Source organism: Pseudomonas sp. BS-2016 (genome assembly GCF_001806145.1).
In the GTDB taxonomy this organism is placed as follows: Bacteria; Pseudomonadota; Gammaproteobacteria; order Pseudomonadales; family Pseudomonadaceae; genus Aquipseudomonas; species Aquipseudomonas lundensis.
In genome coordinates this window covers 1-17,833 of record NZ_MLCT01000014.1, presented here as the reverse complement: position 1 = coordinate 17,833, position 17,833 = coordinate 1, and the positions used below count along the sequence as shown (strand labels likewise).

General features: G+C 59.8%; 19 protein-coding genes. 13 read left to right on the top strand and 6 right to left on the bottom strand.

The window, feature by feature from the left end:
• Positions 1-68: 68 nt before the first annotated feature.
• Entirely contained in the window at positions 69-1,106 is a 1,038-nt protein-coding gene (mreB, locus tag BKD70_RS05285; RefSeq protein WP_002555108.1) for a rod shape-determining protein MreB, read from the bottom strand.
• Positions 1,107-1,316: 210 nt separating this feature from the next.
• Here mreB and gatC point away from each other — a divergent pair, with 210 nt between their 5' ends.
• From gatC to BKD70_RS05255, 6 genes are all read left to right on the top strand, one after another.
• Positions 1,317-1,604 carry an Asp-tRNA(Asn)/Glu-tRNA(Gln) amidotransferase subunit GatC gene (gene gatC / locus BKD70_RS05280; RefSeq protein WP_047273347.1) on the top strand — a complete coding sequence of 96 codons (288 nt, stop codon included), beginning with the start codon at positions 1,317-1,319 and terminating at the stop codon, positions 1,602-1,604.
• A gap of 14 nt (positions 1,605-1,618) precedes the next feature.
• Entirely contained in the window at positions 1,619-3,070 is a 1,452-nt protein-coding gene (gene gatA, locus BKD70_RS05275; protein WP_047273346.1) for an Asp-tRNA(Asn)/Glu-tRNA(Gln) amidotransferase subunit GatA, read from the top strand.
• A 10-nt stretch (positions 3,071-3,080) separates the two neighbouring features.
• On the top strand, positions 3,081-4,526 hold the full coding sequence (gene gatB, locus BKD70_RS05270; RefSeq protein ID WP_047273345.1) for an Asp-tRNA(Asn)/Glu-tRNA(Gln) amidotransferase subunit GatB: 1,446 nt from the start codon (positions 3,081-3,083) through the stop codon (positions 4,524-4,526).
• A 161-nt stretch (positions 4,527-4,687) separates the two neighbouring features.
• Positions 4,688-5,059, top strand: coding sequence for a septal ring lytic transglycosylase RlpA family protein (locus BKD70_RS05265; protein WP_047273344.1), 372 nt, complete (start codon positions 4,688-4,690; stop codon positions 5,057-5,059).
• Between the two features lie 48 nt (positions 5,060-5,107).
• A complete protein-coding gene (locus BKD70_RS05260) occupies positions 5,108-6,148 on the top strand; it encodes a calcium/sodium antiporter (RefSeq protein ID WP_047273458.1) in 1,041 nt (346 codons plus the stop codon).
• Positions 6,149-6,186: 38 nt separating this feature from the next.
• On the top strand, positions 6,187-6,531 hold the full coding sequence (locus BKD70_RS05255; RefSeq protein WP_047280034.1) for a carboxymuconolactone decarboxylase family protein: 345 nt from the start codon (positions 6,187-6,189) through the stop codon (positions 6,529-6,531).
• Here the strand turns inward: BKD70_RS05255 and BKD70_RS05250 are convergent.
• The 3 genes from BKD70_RS05250 to BKD70_RS05240 all read right to left on the bottom strand — a co-directional run bounded on the left by BKD70_RS05250 (position 6,528) and on the right by BKD70_RS05240 (position 8,609).
• Complete coding sequence (locus tag BKD70_RS05250; protein ID WP_047273342.1) at positions 6,528-7,469, bottom strand: AEC family transporter; 942 nt, start codon at positions 7,467-7,469, stop codon at positions 6,528-6,530. The two genes, BKD70_RS05255 and BKD70_RS05250, sit on opposite strands and share 4 nt — an antisense overlap.
• A 91-nt stretch (positions 7,470-7,560) precedes the next feature.
• Positions 7,561-8,034: a WbuC family cupin fold metalloprotein gene (locus tag BKD70_RS05245; RefSeq protein WP_047273341.1), complete on the bottom strand. Its 474-nt coding sequence runs from the start codon at positions 8,032-8,034 to the stop codon at positions 7,561-7,563.
• Positions 8,035-8,051: 17 nt separating this feature from the next.
• The gene (locus BKD70_RS05240) at positions 8,052-8,609 is read right to left on the bottom strand and encodes a hypoxanthine-guanine phosphoribosyltransferase (protein ID WP_047273340.1); all 558 of its coding nucleotides are present in this window, start codon (positions 8,607-8,609) and stop codon (positions 8,052-8,054) included.
• 163 nt (positions 8,610-8,772) lie between these two features.
• On the opposite strand from BKD70_RS05240, the gene upp reads away from it, so the two are divergent.
• The gene (gene upp, locus BKD70_RS05235; protein WP_047273339.1) at positions 8,773-9,411 is read left to right on the top strand and encodes a uracil phosphoribosyltransferase; all 639 of its coding nucleotides are present in this window, start codon (positions 8,773-8,775) and stop codon (positions 9,409-9,411) included.
• Position 9,412: 1 nt separating this feature from the next.
• Positions 9,413-10,687 carry a uracil-xanthine permease family protein gene (locus BKD70_RS05230; protein WP_047273338.1) on the top strand — a complete coding sequence of 425 codons (1,275 nt, stop codon included), beginning with the start codon at positions 9,413-9,415 and terminating at the stop codon, positions 10,685-10,687.
• Positions 10,688-10,738: 51 nt separating this feature from the next.
• On the opposite strand, the gene hemH is transcribed toward BKD70_RS05230, so the two are convergent.
• Positions 10,739-11,764 (bottom strand): ferrochelatase, encoded by a 1,026-nt coding sequence (gene hemH / locus BKD70_RS05225; RefSeq protein WP_047273337.1) that lies wholly within the window; start codon positions 11,762-11,764, stop codon positions 10,739-10,741.
• Between the two features lie 13 nt (positions 11,765-11,777).
• Entirely contained in the window at positions 11,778-12,680 is a 903-nt protein-coding gene (locus tag BKD70_RS05220) for a TIGR01777 family oxidoreductase (protein WP_047273336.1), read from the bottom strand.
• Between the two features lie 194 nt (positions 12,681-12,874).
• On the opposite strand from BKD70_RS05220, the gene BKD70_RS05215 reads away from it, so the two are divergent.
• From BKD70_RS05215 to BKD70_RS05195, 5 genes are all read left to right on the top strand, one after another.
• Positions 12,875-13,861, top strand: a complete 987-nt coding sequence (locus BKD70_RS05215; RefSeq protein WP_047273335.1) for an NAD(P)/FAD-dependent oxidoreductase — start codon at positions 12,875-12,877, stop codon at positions 13,859-13,861.
• A 206-nt stretch (positions 13,862-14,067) separates the two neighbouring features.
• Positions 14,068-15,036, top strand: a complete 969-nt coding sequence (locus tag BKD70_RS05210; RefSeq protein WP_047273334.1) for a DUF523 and DUF1722 domain-containing protein — start codon at positions 14,068-14,070, stop codon at positions 15,034-15,036.
• A 2-nt stretch (positions 15,037-15,038) separates the two neighbouring features.
• Complete coding sequence (locus BKD70_RS05205; protein ID WP_047273333.1) at positions 15,039-15,974, top strand: MerR family transcriptional regulator; 936 nt, start codon at positions 15,039-15,041, stop codon at positions 15,972-15,974.
• A gap of 28 nt (positions 15,975-16,002) precedes the next feature.
• Complete coding sequence (phrB, locus tag BKD70_RS05200; protein ID WP_047273332.1) at positions 16,003-17,448, top strand: deoxyribodipyrimidine photo-lyase; 1,446 nt, start codon at positions 16,003-16,005, stop codon at positions 17,446-17,448.
• On the top strand, positions 17,441-17,833 hold a 393-nt coding region (locus BKD70_RS05195; RefSeq protein ID WP_047299345.1), incomplete at its 3' end, for an SDR family oxidoreductase. The genes phrB and BKD70_RS05195, both read left to right, overlap by 8 nt.

Below are 17,833 nucleotides of genomic sequence, written 5' to 3'. Positions count from 1 at the left end.
AAACGCCAAAAGGCAGCACAGCAAAGTGCTACCTTTTGGTGATAACCCTCGAACTGCAACCACCGATATTATTCGCTGGAGAGCAGATCCATGGTGTGCTTATCCATCATTTCCAGCGCACGGCCACCACCACGCGCAACGCAGGTCAGCGGGTCTTCGGCAACGATGACCGGCAAACCGGTTTCCTGGGCCAGCAACTTGTCGAGGTCACGCAACAATGCGCCACCACCGGTCAGCACCAGACCACGCTCAGCGATGTCCGACGCCAGCTCTGGCGGGGATTGTTCCAGCGCGCTTTTAACCGCCTGAACGATGGTCGCCAGCGACTCTTGCAGGGCTTCAAGCACTTCATTGGAGTTCAGTGTGAAGGCACGTGGAACGCCTTCAGCCAGGTTACGGCCGCGCACGTCTACTTCACGCACTTCACCGCCCGGATAGGCCGTGCCGATTTCCTGCTTGATGCGCTCGGCGGTCGATTCACCGATCAGGCTGCCGTAGTTACGGCGCACATAGGTGATGATCGCTTCGTCGAAACGGTCGCCGCCAACCCGTACGGATTCGGCGTAAACCACACCGTTCAGGGAGATCAGCGCGATTTCAGTGGTACCGCCACCGATATCGACCACCATCGAGCCGCGGGCTTCCTCAACCGGCAAGCCGGCGCCGATGGCAGCGGCCATCGGTTCTTCAATCAGGAAGACTTCACGGGCGCCGGCACCCAGTGCCGACTCACGAATGGCGCGACGCTCAACCTGAGTCGATTTGCACGGCACGCAAATCAGAACCCGAGGGCTTGGCTGCAGGAAGCTGTTCTCGTGAACCTTGTTGATAAAGTACTGCAGCATTTTTTCGCACACGCTGAAGTCAGCGATCACGCCGTCCTTCATCGGACGAATGGCTGCAATGTTGCCCGGTGTACGGCCCAGCATGCGCTTGGCCTCGGTGCCGACGGCAACGACACTTTTCTGGTTACCGTGTGTCCGAATAGCCACAACCGATGGCTCATTCAGGACAATACCGCGCTCGCGCACGTAAATAAGGGTGTTGGCAGTGCCCAGGTCGATGGAAAGATCGCTGGAAAACATGCCACGCAGTTTCTTGAACATGGGAAAGGGACCCTAGGCAACGCGTGGGTAAAAAAGTGCGGCAAACTCTAACAACGACAGGGATTTTGGGCAAGGCGCCAATATGTTAAATTGGCCGCTTTTCCGAGCACCAGCCCCCACAATCGCGGCCATATGACCGTAGAAATGCGGTAGTGTTCCGACAATCTAACACACGGATAGCATCCGTCTTGTTTTCCACTGGAGAATCCCATGGCGCTTGAACGCTCCGACGTGGAAAAAATCGCTCATTTGGCCCGCCTGGGTCTGAATGATGCCGATCTGCCACGCACCACCGAAGCCCTTAACAGCATTTTGGGGCTGATTGACCAGATGCAGGCTGTCGACACCACCGGTATCGAGCCGCTGGCCCACCCCCTGGAAGCCAGCCAGCGCCTGCGTGCAGACGTCGTGACTGAAACCAATCATCGCGAGGCTTACCAGTCCATCGCGCCAGCGGTCGAAAACGGCCTCTATCTGGTTCCCAAGGTCATCGAGTAAAAGGAAGAGCCTGCATGCATCAAATGACTCTGGCCGAGATCGCCCGCGGACTCGCCGATAAAAAGTTTTCGTCTGAAGAGCTGACCAAAACCCTGCTGGCGCGAATCGCCCAACTGGACCCGCAGCTCAACAGCTTCATTACCCTCACCGAAGACCTCGCCCTGGAGCAGGCCAAGGCCGCCGACGCACGTCGCGCCAACGGTGAAACCGGCGCCCTGCTGGGTGCGCCAATCGGTCACAAGGACTTGTTCTGCACCCTCGGCGTGCGCACCAGCTGCGGCTCGAAGATGCTCGACAACTTCAAGGCCCCGTACGACGCCACGGTAGTGTCCAAGCTGGCCGCTGCCGGCGCGGTGAGCCTGGGCAAGACCAACATGGACGAGTTCGCGATGGGCTCGGCCAACGAATCGAGCTACTACGGCGCCGTCAAAAACCCGTGGAACCTCGAGCACGTGCCCGGCGGTTCGTCCGGAGGGTCGGCCGCCGCAGTAGCCGCCCGCCTGTTGCCAGCCGCTACCGGCACCGACACTGGCGGTTCGATCCGTCAGCCCGCCGCGTTGACCAACCTCACCGGCCTGAAACCGACCTACGGTCGCGTCTCGCGCTGGGGCATGATTGCCTACGCCTCCAGCCTCGACCAAGGCGGCCCGTTGGCGCGCACGGCTGAAGACTGCGCCATCCTGCTGCAAGGCATGGCCGGTTTCGACCCGCAAGATTCCACCAGCATCGATGAGCCCGTGCCGGACTTCAGCGCCAACCTGAACACTTCGCTGCAAGGCCTGCGCATTGGCGTACCGAAAGAGTTCTTCAGCGAGGGCCTCGACCCGCGCATCGCGGAGCTGGTGCACACCAGCATCAAAGAACTCGAAAAACTCGGCGCCGTGATCAAGCCCATCAGCCTGCCCAACATGCAGCACGCGATCCCTGCGTACTACGTGATCGCGCCGGCAGAAGCGTCTTCCAACCTGTCGCGTTTTGATGGCGTGCGCTTCGGCCATCGCTGCGAAGACCCGAAAGACCTCACCGACCTGTACAAGCGCTCGCGCGCAGAAGGCTTCGGCCCTGAAGTGCAGCGCCGGATTCTGGTGGGCGCCTATGCGCTGTCGGCCGGTTACTACGATGCGTACTACCTGCAAGCGCAAAAAATCCGCCGCCTGATCAAAAACGACTTCATGGCTGCCTTTAATGAAGTCGACATCATCCTCGGCCCAACCACGCCTAACCCGGCCTGGAAAATCGGCGCTAAAAACAGCGACCCGGTCTCGGCCTACCTGGAAGACGTCTACACCATCACCGCCAACCTCGCGGGCCTGCCGGGCCTGTCGATGCCAGCCGGTTTTGTCGACGGTTTGCCAGTGGGCGTGCAGTTGCTGGCACCTTATTTCCAGGAAGGTCGCCTGCTCAACGTCGCTCACCAGTACCAGTTGAACACTGACTGGCACACGCGCTCACCTGCCGGCTTCTGAGGAGAAACATATGCAATGGGAAGTTGTGATCGGGCTGGAAATTCACTCCCAGCTCGCCACCCAATCGAAGATTTTCTCCGGTAGCGCCACCACTTTTGGCTCGGAGCCGAACACCCAGGCCAGCCTGGTTGACCTGGGCATGCCGGGCGTATTGCCGGTGCTCAACGAAGAAGCCGTGCGCATGGCCGTGATGTTTGGCCTGGCGGTGGACGCTGAGATCGGTCAGCACAACGTCTTCGCCCGTAAAAACTATTTCTACCCGGACCTGCCCAAGGGCTACCAGATCAGCCAGATGGAATTGCCGATCGTCGGCAAGGGTCATTTGGACATCACACTGGAAGACGGCACGGTCAAACGGGTGGGCATTACCCGTGCGCACCTTGAAGAAGATGCCGGCAAGAGCCTGCACGAAGACTTCAGCGGCTCGACCGGTATCGACCTGAACCGCGCTGGCACCCCGCTGCTGGAAATCGTTTCCGAGCCGGACATGCGCAGCGCCAAAGAAGCAGTCGCTTACGTCAAGGCCATGCACGCCCTGGTGCGCTACCTGGGCATCTGCGATGGCAACATGGCCGAAGGCTCGTTGCGTTGCGACTGCAACGTGTCGATTCGCCCGGTGGGTCAGGCCGAGTTCGGCACCCGCTGCGAGATCAAGAACGTCAACTCGTTCCGCTTTATCGAAAAGGCGATCAACAGCGAAGTACAACGCCAGATCGAACTGATCGAAGACGGCGGCAAGGTGGTTCAGCAAACCCGCCTGTACGACCCGAACAAAGACGAGACCCGCGCCATGCGCAGCAAAGAGGAAGCCAACGACTACCGTTACTTCCCGGACCCGGACTTGCTGCCGGTCGTCATCGAAGACTCGTTCATCGAAGACGTACGCGCCACCCTGCCGGAACTGCCGCCGCAAAAGCGCGAGCGTTTCCAGTCGCAGTTCGGCCTGTCGGCCTATGACGCCAGCGTCTTGGCTTCCAGCCGTGAGCAAGCGGACTACTTCGAAAAAGTGGTGAGCATCAGCGGTGACGCCAAACTGGCCGCCAACTGGGTCATGGTCGAGCTGGGCAGCCTGCTCAACAAACAAGGCCTGGACATCGACCAGTCGCCGGTTACGGCCGAACAACTGGGCGGCATGTTGCAGCGCATCAAGGACAACACCATCTCCGGCAAGATCGCCAAAGTGGTGCTTGAAGCCATGGCCAACGGCGAAGGCAGCGCAGACGAGGTCATCGAAAAACGCGGCCTCAAGCAAGTGACCGACAGCGGCGCGATTGAAAAAGTGCTGGATGAAGTGCTGGCAGCCAACGCCGAGCAAGTTGAGCAATACCGTGCCGCAGACGAAGCCAAGCGCGGCAAAATGTTCGGCTTCTTTGTCGGCCAGGCCATGAAAGCCTCCAAAGGCAAAGCCAACCCGCAACAAGTCAACGAACTGCTCAAGAGCAAGCTCGAAGGCTGACGCACCGGCTACACACGATACCTGTGGTCACGGACGAGGCCTCAGGCTGCGAGGGGTTGCGAAGCAGCCCCCTTTATCGGGAAGGCCTCACCCGGCCTTGTCGCAGCCTGGCACCTCGTCAGCGGCTACACCGGTTAACACGCTTACGAGGATTCTCCCCCATGAAGCAGCTACTCGGCGCCTGCGCCCTGCTGAGCCTGCTCGCGGGTTGTGCCAGTCACGACATAGACCCGCGCGGCTATGACAAAACCGGCGTTGCCTCTTATTACGGCGCCCGCCACCATGGCAAACGTACTGCCAGCGGCGAACCTTTCGATCAGCACGCCCTCAGCGCCGCCCATCGCCAACTGGCGTTCGGCAGTCGCGTTCTGGTCACCAATCTGAGCAATAACAAATCGGTTGTGGTGCGCATCAATGATCGCGGCCCTCACACCCGTGGCCGATTGATTGATCTTTCGCGCCAGGCCGCCCGGCAGTTGGGTATGCTGCGCAGCGGCACCGCCAATGTCCGAATCCAGGGCTTGAGCGATTAATCAGGGAGTGGCTGCGATTTGGGCTTGAACGCGTTATCGACATGGAACCTGCTGCAATTGCTCTGCGGTCTCGGCCTGCTGGTCGCCGGTGCAGAACTGCTGGTGCGCTGCGCCGTCAGCATGGCAGCCACGCTCAAAGTCCGCCCGTTGCTGATCGGCCTGACCGTGGTCGCACTGGGCAGCAGCGCCCCGCAAATGACCGTCAGCCTGCAAGCCGCCTTCAATGACACCCCGGACATTGCCGTCGGCAGCGTGATCGGCAGCAACATCTTCAACGTGCTGGTCACCCTGGGGCTTTCCGCACTGATTATCCCGTTGCGCGTCTCTCGCCAGCTGGTACGCCTGGACATCCCGCTGATGGTGATTGCCAGCGCACTGGTGCTCGCCCTGGCCCTCAACACGGAACTCGACCGGCTGGACGGCGTAATCTTGCTGTGCGGCCTGACAGGCTACCTGGGCCTGTTGCTGCGCCAGTCGCGCCATGGCAGCCATCATCATGTCAGTCACGACCAACCCCAGCATTCCTGGCTGCGCAATGTGCTGATGATGCTCTGCGCCCTGCTCCTGCTCGGGCTTGCCGGTCGGCTATTGCTAGGCGCGGCGGTTGATGTCGCGACGCAGCTCGGGCTGTCGGAGCGCATCATCGGCCTGACCATCGTTGCCGTGTGCACGTCGCTGCCGGAGCTGGCCACCTCGCTGATTGCCGCCTTTCGCGGGCAACGTGAAATTGCCGTGGGCAACGTGATCGGCAGCAACGTCTTCAACCTGCTGGGCGTGCTGGGCATCACCGCACTGGTGTCCCCCGCGCCGCTGTCCGTTTCACCGAACGCCCTGGCCTTTGACTTGCCCGTCATGCTCGGGGTCGCGGCCTTGTGCCTGCCCATTTTCTACAGCGGCTACCGCGTTACGCGGGCAGAAGGCGTGTTGCTTCTGGGGTTGTATCTCGTCTACGGGCTGCATGTCGTGTCCTTCACCACCGGCATGCCGCTGGCCGGAAAACTCGAACACCTGATGCTGTTTTTTATCCTGCCGGCGCTGCTGGTGTATGTGCTGTTCAGTACCCTGCGCGCATGGCGTCGACAACACTGAGGAGTCTTCCCTTGAATAATAAAAAGACCGGACTTGAAATGCGCCGCCAGGTGATGGGCGATGAATTTGTGGACCGCGCCCTGGGCAACGCCACTGACTTCACGCAGCCGTTGCAAGACTTCGTCAACGAGCACGCATGGGGCGGTGTGTGGAACCGAGAGGGCTTGCCCCTCAAGACCCGCAGCCTGATCACCCTGGCCACCCTGACCGCGCTCAAGTGCCCTCAGGAACTCAAAGGCCACGTGCGCGGCGCGCTGAACAACGGCTGCAGCGTAGAGGAGATCCGCGAAGCCCTGCTGCATTGCGCGGTGTACGCGGGGGTTCCGGCGGCCATTGATGCATTTCGGGCAGCGCAGGAAGTCATCGACAGCTACGACGTTTAAATCCAGCCGCCCCACTGCAAGACAAAAATCCCGATATTGGTCGTGACCGCCGCCATCACCGTGGTGATCACGATGATGGCAGCCGCGAGTTCATGATTGCCATTGGCGGCGCGCGCCATGACAAAACTGGCCGCGGCAGTCGGGCTGGCGAAATACAGAAACAGCGTGCCCAGCTCCGGCCCGCGAAAACCGTACAACCATGCGCCCCACGTGGTGATGAGCGGCAGGCCAATCATCTTCAGCAAGCTGGCGCTGAAGGCCAGATCGCCACTTTTGCGCAGGGCCGCGAGTGACAACGTGCCGCCGATACAGATCAGCGCCAACGGCAAGGTCATCGCCGCCAGATATTCCCCGGATGCCTGCAACCAGCCGGGCAACACTATCTTGAATGCAGCAAACGGCACGGCTGCCAGCACACTGATAATCAGCGGGTTGCGAAACACGCTTTTGCAGATGCTCCACGGGTCGGATTTGATCACCGGGCTGTACACGGCCAGCACGATGGTCGACAACGTGTTGTACAGCAGGATCACCAGCGCCGCGAGCACAGCCCCCAACGAGATGCCGTAGGCGCCGTACATACTGGCGGCCAGCGCCAGCCCGATCACCGCGTTATTGCCGCGAAAGGCGCCCTGCGTGTAGATGCCACGGTCTTCGCGTGGGCACCGCCAGATCGACCAGCCCCAGGCCAACGCGAAGCTCACCAGGGTCGCCACCGTGAAGTAGCCCAAGACTTTAGGCTGCAAGGCGGCATTAAGGTCCGCGTGCACAATGCCCAGAAACAACAACGCCGGCATGGTGACGTTAAACACCAGAGCCGACGCGGTATGGATGAAGCTGTCATTGATCCAGCCGACACGCTTGAGCACTACCCCCACAAACAGCATGGCAAACACGGGCGCAGTGATGGTCAGGGTCTGAAGGAAGATAGCCAGCATGCCAAGCAATTCCGATTGCAATCGTCAGACCGCGAATCTTATGCCAGGGACAGGAGCAACACCTAATATTGAAAAGCCATTATTGCCCGGATTAATCGAACTGCGCGCGCATCCAGGCCTGGTACTGGGCCACTTCAGGCTCACCTTCGCGAGGCGCCCAAGGTGCCAGTTCGCCATCCCCGACAGGCCGGTAGGGTCCGGCTTTGCACTCGAACATCACGCTGTCAGGCTCAAGCACCACAAGGCCATGAAATACTCCCGGCGGCAGGTCTACGCCGAGGCTTTCGCCCCCGGCCATCAACACGCGCGTTTCGAGCAACTGACCGTTGCGGTCAAAAATCAGCACCCCCAGCTTGCCCCTGAGCACCAACAGGGTTTCAGCCTTGTCGCTGCTCAGGTGACAGTGGGGCGGGATGTACGTGGCGGGTTGCAGGCCCACCACCATGCGATGACAAGGTTCCTGCATCTGATGCAGGTTGTGGTGCTGGCGACCACGAGGGTTACCGGCAGCCTTCTCGGCCAGTTCGTTAAACAGTGTCTGATCGAGAAAGCTGGGGGTAGTCATGGTTTCAACGTCCTTGTTTACAAACCTTTAACGGCATAAATGCCGGCGGCGTTACGCCAGTAGCCTTTGTAGTCCATGCCATAACCGAATACGTAGCGGTCGATGCACGGCAGGCCTTCGTAAGTGGCCTTGAGGCCAGCACTTGCCTTGCGGTCGTGCTCTTTGTCGATCAACACCGCCGTGTGCACCTGACGTGCGCCAGCGTGATTGCAGAAATCCACAATGGCGCTCAGGGTGTGACCTTCATCCAGAATGTCGTCGATGATCAGCACATGGCGGTCCATGAACGACACTTCCGGCTTGGCCTTCCAGAACAGATCGCCGCCGCTGGTCTGATTACGGTAGCGCGTGGCGTGCAGGTAAGACGACTCAAGCGGAAATTTCAAATGCGTGAGCAGCTTGCCGGCAAAAATCAGCCCGCCGTTCATCACACAAAAAACCACTGGATTCATCTCGGCCATGTCGGCCGTGATTTGCGCGCCAACACGGGCAATGGCAGCCTCGACTTCAGCTTCGGTGTACAGGCAGTCAGCCTCTCGCATGACTTGACGGATATGCTCGAGATCAGCAGACATGACGCTCTCCAGGGGGGGTTGCTCAAGAAAAGCGGGCAAAGGTACGCATCCGCATGGCTCAGATCAAGCATTTATGGACTAACGTGCTGTTATGTCTATAGGACATCACCCCGGATTAGATTAATCTAGGCCGGTTTTTTTGCCTGCCCCGGAGCTTTTCCCTATGCCTATCCGTGAGATCCGCCATCCGCTGATCCGTCACAAGCTCGGCCTTATGCGCCGTGCCGACATTAGCACGAAGAACTTCCGCGAGCTCGCTCAGGAAGTCGGCGCGTTGCTGACCTATGAAGCCACCAGCGACCTGACGCTCGAAACCTACGAGATTGAAGGCTGGAGCGGCCCTGTTCACGTTGAGAAAATCGCCGGTAAGAAAATTACTGTCGTGCCTATCCTGCGCGCCGGCATCGGCATGCTCGAAGGTGTGCTGAGCCTGATCCCGGGCGCCAAAGTCAGCGCCGTCGGCGTTGCCCGTAACGAAGAAACCCTGCAGGCCCACACTTATCTGGAAAAACTCGTACCGGAAATCGACGAGCGTCTGGCGATGATCATCGACCCGATGCTGGCCACCGGTTCTTCGATGGTTGCAACCATTGACCTGCTGAAAAAAGCCGGCTGCAAAGAGATCCGCGCCATGGTGCTGGTTGCCGCCCCCGAAGGGATCGCTGCGGTAGAAGCCGCTCACCCGGACGTCACCATCTACACAGCGTCCATCGATAACCGTCTGGACGAACACGGCTACATCATTCCGGGCTTGGGCGATGCCGGCGACAAGATCTTCGGCACCAAGCAAAAGGACGCATAACATGCAGGACGAGTTCAACGACCCGCTCTGGCGCCAGATCCTCTCTGGCGCGCAGATGCTCTTCGTGGCCTTTGGCGCGTTGGTGTTGATGCCTTTGATTACAGGCCTGGACCCTAACGTTGCGCTGTTCACGGCGGGTCTCGGGACTCTGCTGTTCCAGATCGTGACCCGGCGCCAGGTGCCGGTCTTTCTGGCTTCGAGTTTCGCTTTCATTACCCCGATCATTCTCGCCAAGGGTCAATTCGGCCTGGCGGCGACCATGGGCGGCGTGATGGCAGCCGGTTTCGTGTACACCTTTCTCGGTTTCGCGGTAAAGCTCAAGGGCACCGGTTTCATTGATCGCCTGCTCCCGCCCGTGGTCATTGGCCCGGTGATTATCTCCATCGGTCTGGCGATGGCACCGATTGCCGCGCACATGGCCATGGGCCGCGCTGAAGACGGCACCGAGCTGATCCACTACCAGACCGCCATGATGATCTCGATGCCAGCCTTGCTGACCACCCTGATCGTGGCGGTGTTCGGTAAAGGGATTTTCCGTCTGGTTCCGATCATTGCCGGTGTGTTGGTGGGGTTTGCCCTGGCCTTCTATTTTGGCGTGGTCGACACGGCCAAAATTGCCGCAGCCCCCTGGTTTGCCTTGCCGCAGTTCACGGCGCCGGAGTTCAACTGGCAGGCGATTCTGTTTATCGTCCCGGTGGCATTGGCCCCGGCCATTGAGCACATTGGCGGCGTGATTGCCGTGGGCAGCGTGACCGGTCGCGACTACCTGAAAAAGCCCGGCCTGCACCGCACCCTGTTCGGTGACGGTATTGCCACCACGGCTGCTGGTCTGCTGGGCGGCCCACCCAACACCACCTACGCCGAAGTGACAGGCGCCGTGATGCTGACCAAGAACTACAACCCGAAAATCATGACCTGGGCGGCCATCTTTGCCATCAGCCTGGCATTTATCGGCAAGTTCGGCGCACTGCTGCAAAGCATTCCAGTGCCGGTCATGGGCGGGATTTTGTGCCTGCTGTTCGGCTCGATCGCGGCGGTGGGGATGAACACCCTGATCCGTCATCAGGTCGACCTGAGCGAGGCACGCAACCTGGTGATTGTTTCGGTCACGTTGGTGTTCGGTATTGGCGGTGTGCTTATCGGCACCGGGATGGGCCCTGAAGACTTCGGTCTCAAGGGCATCGCGCTGTGCGCCATTGTGGCGATAGCGCTGAACCTGCTCCTGCCGGGTAACGACAGTTGGAAAAAGAAAAAAGGTGACGAGCCGATTATCTAAACCGGCCTGCGTCACCTGCAACCCTCTCCCCTCGGGAGAGGGTTTTTTATTTCACAGCGCCAGCGGCGCCCTTTCGCATAACGTATTCAACGCAGCCGCCCATTCAGGGTTGTCGTTGAGGCACGGCACCAGCACCAACTCCTCGCCCCCCGCCTCGATAAACTGCTCGCGACCGCGATCGCCAATCTCTTCCAGCGTCTCGATGCAGTCGGCGACAAAGGCTGGGCACATCACCAGAATTTTCTTCACGCCCTCTTTGGCCAGCGCATCCAGTCGCGCTTCGGTATAGGGTTCGATCCACTTCGCGCGCCCCAAACGGGACTGAAAAGCCACCGACCACTTACCATCCGGCAAGCCCATTCGCTGCGCAAACAACTCAGCGGTACGCAGGCATTGCGCGCGATAGCAGGTAGCCATCACCGCAGGGGACGCGTTTTGGCAGCAGTCTTCATTTTTGAAACAGTGATTACCGGTCGGGTCGAGCTTGTGCAGGTGCCGCTCGGGCAAACCGTGGAAGCTCAGCAGCAGGTGGTCGTATTCCTGCGCCAGATGCGGTTTGGCACTGGCCACCATCGCTTCCAGATACTCGGGCTGGTCATAAAACGGCTGCAGGATTGAGAACTGAATCGGCAGCTTTTTAGCCTTGACCACCCGCTTGGCTTCTTCAATCACCGTGGTCACGGTGCTGTCCGCAAATTGCGGGTAGAGCGGCGCAAGGGTGACCTTCTTGATGCCCTGAGCGGCCAGCCGGGTCAGCACGGTTTCAATGGACGGCTCGCCATAGCGCATCGCCAATTCCACCGGCCCCTGCTTCCACTCGCGGGTCATGGCCTGCTGCAAACGACGGCTGAGCACCACCAACGGTGAACCTTCATCCCACCAGATTGACGCGTAGGCATGCGCCGACTGCTCGGGGCGTTTGATCAGGATCAGCGACACCAGCAAGCGTCGAACCGGCCATGGCAAGTCGATCACGTACGGGTCCATCAAAAACTGGTTCAAGTAGCTGCGAACATCCGCTACCGACGTAGACGCCGGTGAACCCAGGTTTACCAGCAACAGCGCGTGGTCGGTCATGCAACATCCTATTTCAGAGGCGGGCGGACACATCATCGAGTGCCGCTCGCAAATCGGTGAACTGAAAAGTGAAACCGGCTTCGAGCAAGCGTGCGGGGGTCGCCCGCTGCCCGCCCAATAACAACTGCGACATTTCGCCCAGCAATACGCGCAATACAAACGCGGGCATGGGCATCACGGCCGGGCGATGCAGCACGCGGCCAAGGGTTTTGGCGAACTCGGCGTTACGCACCGGGTGCGGGGCGCAGGCATTATAAGGACCGGTTGCCGCATTCTCATGCACAAGAAAATCAATCAGGGCGATTTGGTCCTGGATATGAATCCAGGGCATCCATTGCCGACCATTGCCTATCGGCCCGCCGAGCGCCAGCTTGAAGGGCAGCAACAGGCGTGACAAAAAGCCGCCCTCGGCTGACAACACCAGCCCGGTGCGCACCAACACCACACGTATCCCCAATGCCTGCGCACGCAGCGCGGTCTCTTCCCAGGCGATGCACAGGTGACTGGCAAAATCTTCACTGACCGGCGCGGCGTCTTCGGTCAACTCGCGCTCACCGCCATCCCCATACCACCCCACTGCCGACCCCGAGACCAGCACTGAAGGCTTCTGCTCGCGGCTTTCGAGCCATGCCAGCAGGGTTTCGGTCAGGGTGATCCGACTGCTCCAAAGCAACATCTTGCGCTTGCGCGTCCAGGGCCGATCCGCAATCGGTGCCCCCGCCAAATTGATCACGGCATCCACGGGGTCCTGCCCCAGCTCTTCGAGCGTGGCGATGCCCCTGACGCCTGTTCCACAGAGTTCACTCACCTGCGCGGGGCGTCTGCTCCACACCGTCAAACGATGACCTTGGGCCAACCAGTGACGACAAAGCTGGCGCCCTATCAAGCCTGTACCGCCTGTCAGCAATATGTGCATCTGTTCAACCTCGCAGGAAGTTTTATCGCAAGCACTGGTCTATTTTTAGAGAAAGCCCCAATTCGTCGCGCCGTCGGCTGTGTATAAGAATAGGCCAGATGGACCCAGCGAGCACGCTAAAACTTATACCAATAAATAGATTTGTACAGGTATTACCGTCGGCGTAGTCTGTGCAAACAGGAATCGAGGCCACTATGACTGTACCCATCGCAATCATCGGCACCGGCATTGCCGGTCTTTCAGCAGCGCACGCCCTTCAAACAGCAGGTCATACGGTGCACCTGTTCGATAAAAGCAGGGGCAGCGGTGGCCGTATGTCCAGCAAACGCAGTGAAGCAGGCAACCTGGACATGGGCGCGCAGTACTTCACTGCCCGCGATCGACGTTTCGTCGAAGAAGTGCAACGCTGGCAAGCCAAAGGCTGGGCCAGTGAATGGGAACCGCATCTATACAACCACAAACATGGCCAGCTGACTCCCTCCCCCGACGAGCAAACGCGCTGGGTAGGCAGCCCGCGCATGAGTGCGATCACCCGCGGCCTGCTGGGCAAATCCCACGTGACCTTTTCCTGCCGGATCACCGACCTGATCAAGGGTGAGGCACACTGGCACCTGCAAGACGCAGACGGTCAGGATCATGGCCCCTTCAGCCATGTGATCATCGCGACTCCCGCGCCACAGGCCACGGCGTTACTGGCCGTGGCCCCTAAATTGGCCAGCATGGTGGCCAGCGTGAAGATGGACCCCACGTGGGCCTTGGCGCTGGCCTTTGAAACCCCTCTGGCGACCAAAATGGATGGCTGTTTTGTACAAGACAGCCCGCTGGACTGGCTGGCACGCAACAGCAGCAAACCGGGCCGTGACAACCAGCCCGACACCTGGGTGCTGCATGCCACCAGCGCCTGGAGCCGACAAAACCTCGACCTGCCCAAAGAAGCGGTCATTGAGCAACTGCACGGCGCCTTTGCCGAGCTGATGCACTTCCCCACACCGGCCCCGATTTTTACGCTGGCCCACCGCTGGCTCTATGCACGACCCGCCACGGCCCATGAATGGGGCGCTTTGGCAGACTCAGACCTGGGCTTATATGCCTGCGGCGACTGGTGTTTGTCTGGCCGGGTCGAAGGTGCCTGGCTCAGCGGCCAGGACGCCGCCCGCAAGTTGCTTGAGCATTTGGAATAACGCCCCGCAGGACACGCTCCCCGGACGCCGCCTCGTGCGGCGTCTGCCTACACGGCCTTGGCGTGGGCAGCCTACTCGGGATGCGATACCCCCATAAACACCCAATACCTGTACAAGCTATTTGACTTGTACAAGATCAAGCCTATGATGACCTTAAGTTGTACATCAAACAAAAGATGTACAAGTAATTCTTGGAGGTTCATCACATGGCCAGCGCCGTCTCAGCTCATGACAAACCGAAAATCGCCATCAGCGCCTGCCTGCTGGGAGCTGAAGTTCGCTTTAACGGCGGCCATAAAGAGTCGCGCCTATGCAGCCAGGCCCTGAGTGAACATTTCGAATTTGTGCCGCTGTGCCCCGAGGTCGCCATCGGTCTTGGCATTCCCCGTCAACCCATCCGTCTGATTGGCAACCCGCAACAGCCCCTGGCCGTCGGCAGTGTCGACAGCGCGCTGGACGTCACCGGCCCCCTGCATGACTACGGGGTGGACATGGCGGCCGAACACACCGACATCTGTGGCTACATTTTTATGCAGAAGTCCCCGTCCTGCGGGCTGGAGCGGGTCAAGGTCTATCAGGACGGTGGCCGCCCGGCCGAACTCAGTGGCCGCGGCATATACGCCCGCGCCTTCTGTGACGCGCACCCCAACCTGCCGGTGGAAGAAGACGGTCGTTTAAATGACCCGGTATTGCGCGAGAACTTCATGACCCGGGTCTACGCCTACCGGGACTGGCAAGCGCTGCTCAAACAAGGCATCACACGGCGCAGCCTGACTGAGTTCCATGCCCGGTATAAATATCAACTGATGGCAAACCATCCGGTCCAGTACAAAACCCTGGGCAATTTACTGGGCAGCCTTGGCAAACAAGACCCGCGCGCTATTGCACCGCAGTACTTCAGCGAGCTGATGAAAGCCCTCAAACGATGTGCCACCCGCCGCACGCACACCAATGTGCTGCAACACCTGAGCGGCTACCTCAAACAATCCATCAGCAGTGCCGACAAGCAAGAGATCCAGCAGATCATTGGCCAATACTTGCAGGGCATCGTGCCGTTAGTGGTGCCGCTGACCCTGCTCAAGCACCACTTCCGTCAGCACCCGGACCCCTACATCTCGCGTCAGGTGTACCTGCAGCCGCACCCGGAAAACCTCAGCCTGCGCAATGCCATCTGACCATGAACGACGACCTGATTATGTCCAACACACCTGATACGGACTACAGCCAGGCACTGGCACAAGGTTGGCTGCCCATACGTGATGTTTCGCGTATTACGGGGGTCAACGCAGTGACCTTGCGCGCCTGGGAGCGTCGCTACGGATTGATCGTCCCCCATCGCACCGCCAAGGGGCATCGGCTGTTTTCCACAGAGCATATTCAGCGGATCCAGCAGATTGTGCTGTGGCTCAACCGCGGCGTGGCTGTCAGCCAAATCAAGCCATTGCTTGATGCTCCCGGTCCGTCTGACGAAGCACCCGGCAGCGACTGGCAGGTTTGGCGTCATACCCTGATTGAAGCCATCAGTGAATTGGCCGAGCGCCGCCTCGATGATTGCTTCAACCAAGTCATGTCGCTCTACCCCACACGCCCCTTGTGCGAGCGACTGTTGATGCCGCTGCTCGATGAACTGGAACAGCGCTGGCAAGGGCAGTTCGGCGCCCAACTGGAGCGGGTGTTCTTTCACACCTGGCTGCGCAGCAAGCTGGGCGCGCGCATTTATCACAACAACCGTTCGCTCAAAGGCGAGCCGGTGCTGCTGGTTAACCACTCGGACCTGCCCTTCGAACCCCAGCTGTGGCTCACCGCCTTGCTGATCAGCAGCAGTCATTGCCCGGTTGAAATGTTCGATGCGCCTTTGCCGGTGGGCGAGCTGGGCCTGGCGGTTGAGCGGCTGGAGCCGCGTGCGGTGGTGCTGTACTCCAGCAAGACCATTAACACCCAGGCATTGAACAAATTACTCAACGGCATCGAGTGCCCGACGTTGATTGCCGGTCCGGCGGTACGCATTCATTACGACGTGTTGTCCGTTAGCACAACCGAGATCGCAGGGCTGTGCCTGGCCAACGACCCCGTCGAAGCGCATCTACGTCTCAACCAACTCGGGCTTTTGTAACGCTCTGCAATGGGCTCAAGGAACTGACATGCAACTTTTTTGGCTACGAAGCGACCTGCGTCACATGGACAACACCGCCCTGAGCGCCGCCGCAGAGCGTGGCCCCACACTGGCGGTCTATGTGATCAGCCCGCAACAATGGCTGATGCACGATGACGCGGCCTGCAAAGTCGACTTCTGGTTGCGCAACGTGCATACCTTGAGCGAGCGTTTGCGCCAGCTCAATATTCCTCTTTTGATTCGCACCGCCGCCACGTGGGAAGACGTCCCTTCAGTGCTCCTCACGCTGTGCCAAGAGCAAGGCATTCAAGCGTTGCACACCAATCAGGAATACGGCATCAATGAAACCCGCCGCGATACGGCGGTGGCTCAAACCCTCGAAGCCCACGGCATCGCCTTCCACAGCTACCTCGACCAACTGCTGTTTCAACCGGGCAGCGTCCTCACCCAGTCGGGCTCGTACTTTCAGGTGTTCAGCCAATTCCGCCGAGTCTGTTACAACCGTTTGCACATGGCCCTGCCGCAGACACTCGCCGCCCCTGCGGTTCAAGCGCCCTTGAATATCCAAAGCGACCCGGTGCCTGCTGCAGTCGACGGGTTTGCCACGCCCGATGACGCGCTCCGTGCGCTGTGGCCCGCCGGAGAGCAAGAAGCCCAAACACGCCTGGCGCGCTTCGCTGATGAACACATCCACTATTACAAGGATGAGCGCGACCTGCCGGCCAAGCCGGGGACCAGCCAGCTTTCCGCCTACCTGGCAGCGGGCGTAATTTCCCCGCGTCAATGCCTGCACGCAGCACTCATGAGCAACAACGGCGAGTTCGAAAGCGGTAGCCCCGGCGCGTCCACCTGGATCACCGAGTTGCTGTGGCGCGAGTTTTATAAACACATTCTGGTCGGTTACCCCCGCGTCTCACGGCATCGCGCCTTCCGCCCCGAGACCGAATTTCTGCCGTGGCGAGAGGCCCCTCAGGAGTTGGCGGCCTGGAAACAGGGCCGCACCGGCTTCCCGATTATTGATGCCGCCATACGCCAACTGCTGGAAACCGGCTGGATGCACAACCGTCTGCGCATGGTGGTGGCAATGTTTCTGACCAAAAACCTGCTGATTGACTGGCGTGAAGGCGAACGCTTTTTCATGCAGCACTTGATTGACGGCGATCTGGCTGCCAACAACGGTGGCTGGCAATGGAGTTCTTCCACCGGTACCGATTCCGTCCCGTACTTCAGAATTTTCAACCCGTTGAGTCAGTCTGAGCGCTTCGATCCCGAAGGCACCTTCATCAAACACTGGCTCCCCGAATTGGCTGATTTGAATAAAAAACAGGTGCATAACCCGGCCTCAGTGGGCGGCCTGTTCGGCGCAGTCAACTACCCTGCTCCTATCGTGAACTTGAGCCAAAGCCGCGACCGCGCGCTCAGCGCCTTCAAAAATCTTCCTACCAGGCACATGTTGGAGATGAGTCATGACTGACGGGCGCAGAATCTGGCTCACAGGAGCCAGCAGCGGTATCGGTGCGCATCTGGCTCAGGTGCTGCTTGAAACAGGCGCTAGGCTCGCCGTCAGCGCACGAAACCCGCAACCGCTTACAGCCCTGTCTGAGCGCTATCCCGGACAAGTTCTGGTTGTCCCCGGCGATTTGACCGACTGCGCTCAGGTGCGTGAGATCGGCATGCACATTGCCCAGACCTGGGGAGCGCTGGACACCGTAATTCTCAATGCGGGCACCTGTGAATACATCGACGTCGACCACTTTGATGCCGCCCTGATCGAGCGCGTCGTACGCACCAACTTATTGGCCACCAGTTATTGCATCGAGACGGCGCTGCCCTTGCTGCGCGCCGGCTCCCCCCCCCCC

Bases quoted from the DNA above. Each gene is read 5' to 3' on its own strand.
- mreB (WP_002555108.1), bottom strand. From the start codon at position 1,106: ATGTTCAAGAAACTGCGTGGCATGTTTTCCAGCGATCTTTCCATCGAC.
- gatC (WP_047273347.1), top strand. From the start codon at position 1,317: ATGGCGCTTGAACGCTCCGACGTGGAAAAAATCGCTCATTTGGCCCGC.
- gatA (WP_047273346.1), top strand. From the start codon at position 1,619: ATGCATCAAATGACTCTGGCCGAGATCGCCCGCGGACTCGCCGATAAA.
- gatB (WP_047273345.1), top strand. From the start codon at position 3,081: ATGCAATGGGAAGTTGTGATCGGGCTGGAAATTCACTCCCAGCTCGCC.
- BKD70_RS05265 (WP_047273344.1), top strand. From the start codon at position 4,688: ATGAAGCAGCTACTCGGCGCCTGCGCCCTGCTGAGCCTGCTCGCGGGT.
- BKD70_RS05255 (WP_047280034.1), top strand. From the start codon at position 6,187: ATGCGCCGCCAGGTGATGGGCGATGAATTTGTGGACCGCGCCCTGGGC.
- BKD70_RS05250 (WP_047273342.1), bottom strand. From the start codon at position 7,469: ATGCTGGCTATCTTCCTTCAGACCCTGACCATCACTGCGCCCGTGTTT.
- BKD70_RS05245 (WP_047273341.1), bottom strand. From the start codon at position 8,034: ATGACTACCCCCAGCTTTCTCGATCAGACACTGTTTAACGAACTGGCC.
- BKD70_RS05240 (WP_047273340.1), bottom strand. From the start codon at position 8,609: ATGTCTGCTGATCTCGAGCATATCCGTCAAGTCATGCGAGAGGCTGAC.
- upp (WP_047273339.1), top strand. From the start codon at position 8,773: ATGCCTATCCGTGAGATCCGCCATCCGCTGATCCGTCACAAGCTCGGC.
- BKD70_RS05230 (WP_047273338.1), top strand. From the start codon at position 9,413: ATGCAGGACGAGTTCAACGACCCGCTCTGGCGCCAGATCCTCTCTGGC.
- hemH (WP_047273337.1), bottom strand. From the start codon at position 11,764: ATGACCGACCACGCGCTGTTGCTGGTAAACCTGGGTTCACCGGCGTCT.
- BKD70_RS05220 (WP_047273336.1), bottom strand. From the start codon at position 12,680: ATGCACATATTGCTGACAGGCGGTACAGGCTTGATAGGGCGCCAGCTT.
- BKD70_RS05215 (WP_047273335.1), top strand. From the start codon at position 12,875: ATGACTGTACCCATCGCAATCATCGGCACCGGCATTGCCGGTCTTTCA.
- BKD70_RS05210 (WP_047273334.1), top strand. From the start codon at position 14,068: ATGGCCAGCGCCGTCTCAGCTCATGACAAACCGAAAATCGCCATCAGC.
- BKD70_RS05205 (WP_047273333.1), top strand. From the start codon at position 15,039: ATGAACGACGACCTGATTATGTCCAACACACCTGATACGGACTACAGC.
- phrB (WP_047273332.1), top strand. From the start codon at position 16,003: ATGCAACTTTTTTGGCTACGAAGCGACCTGCGTCACATGGACAACACC.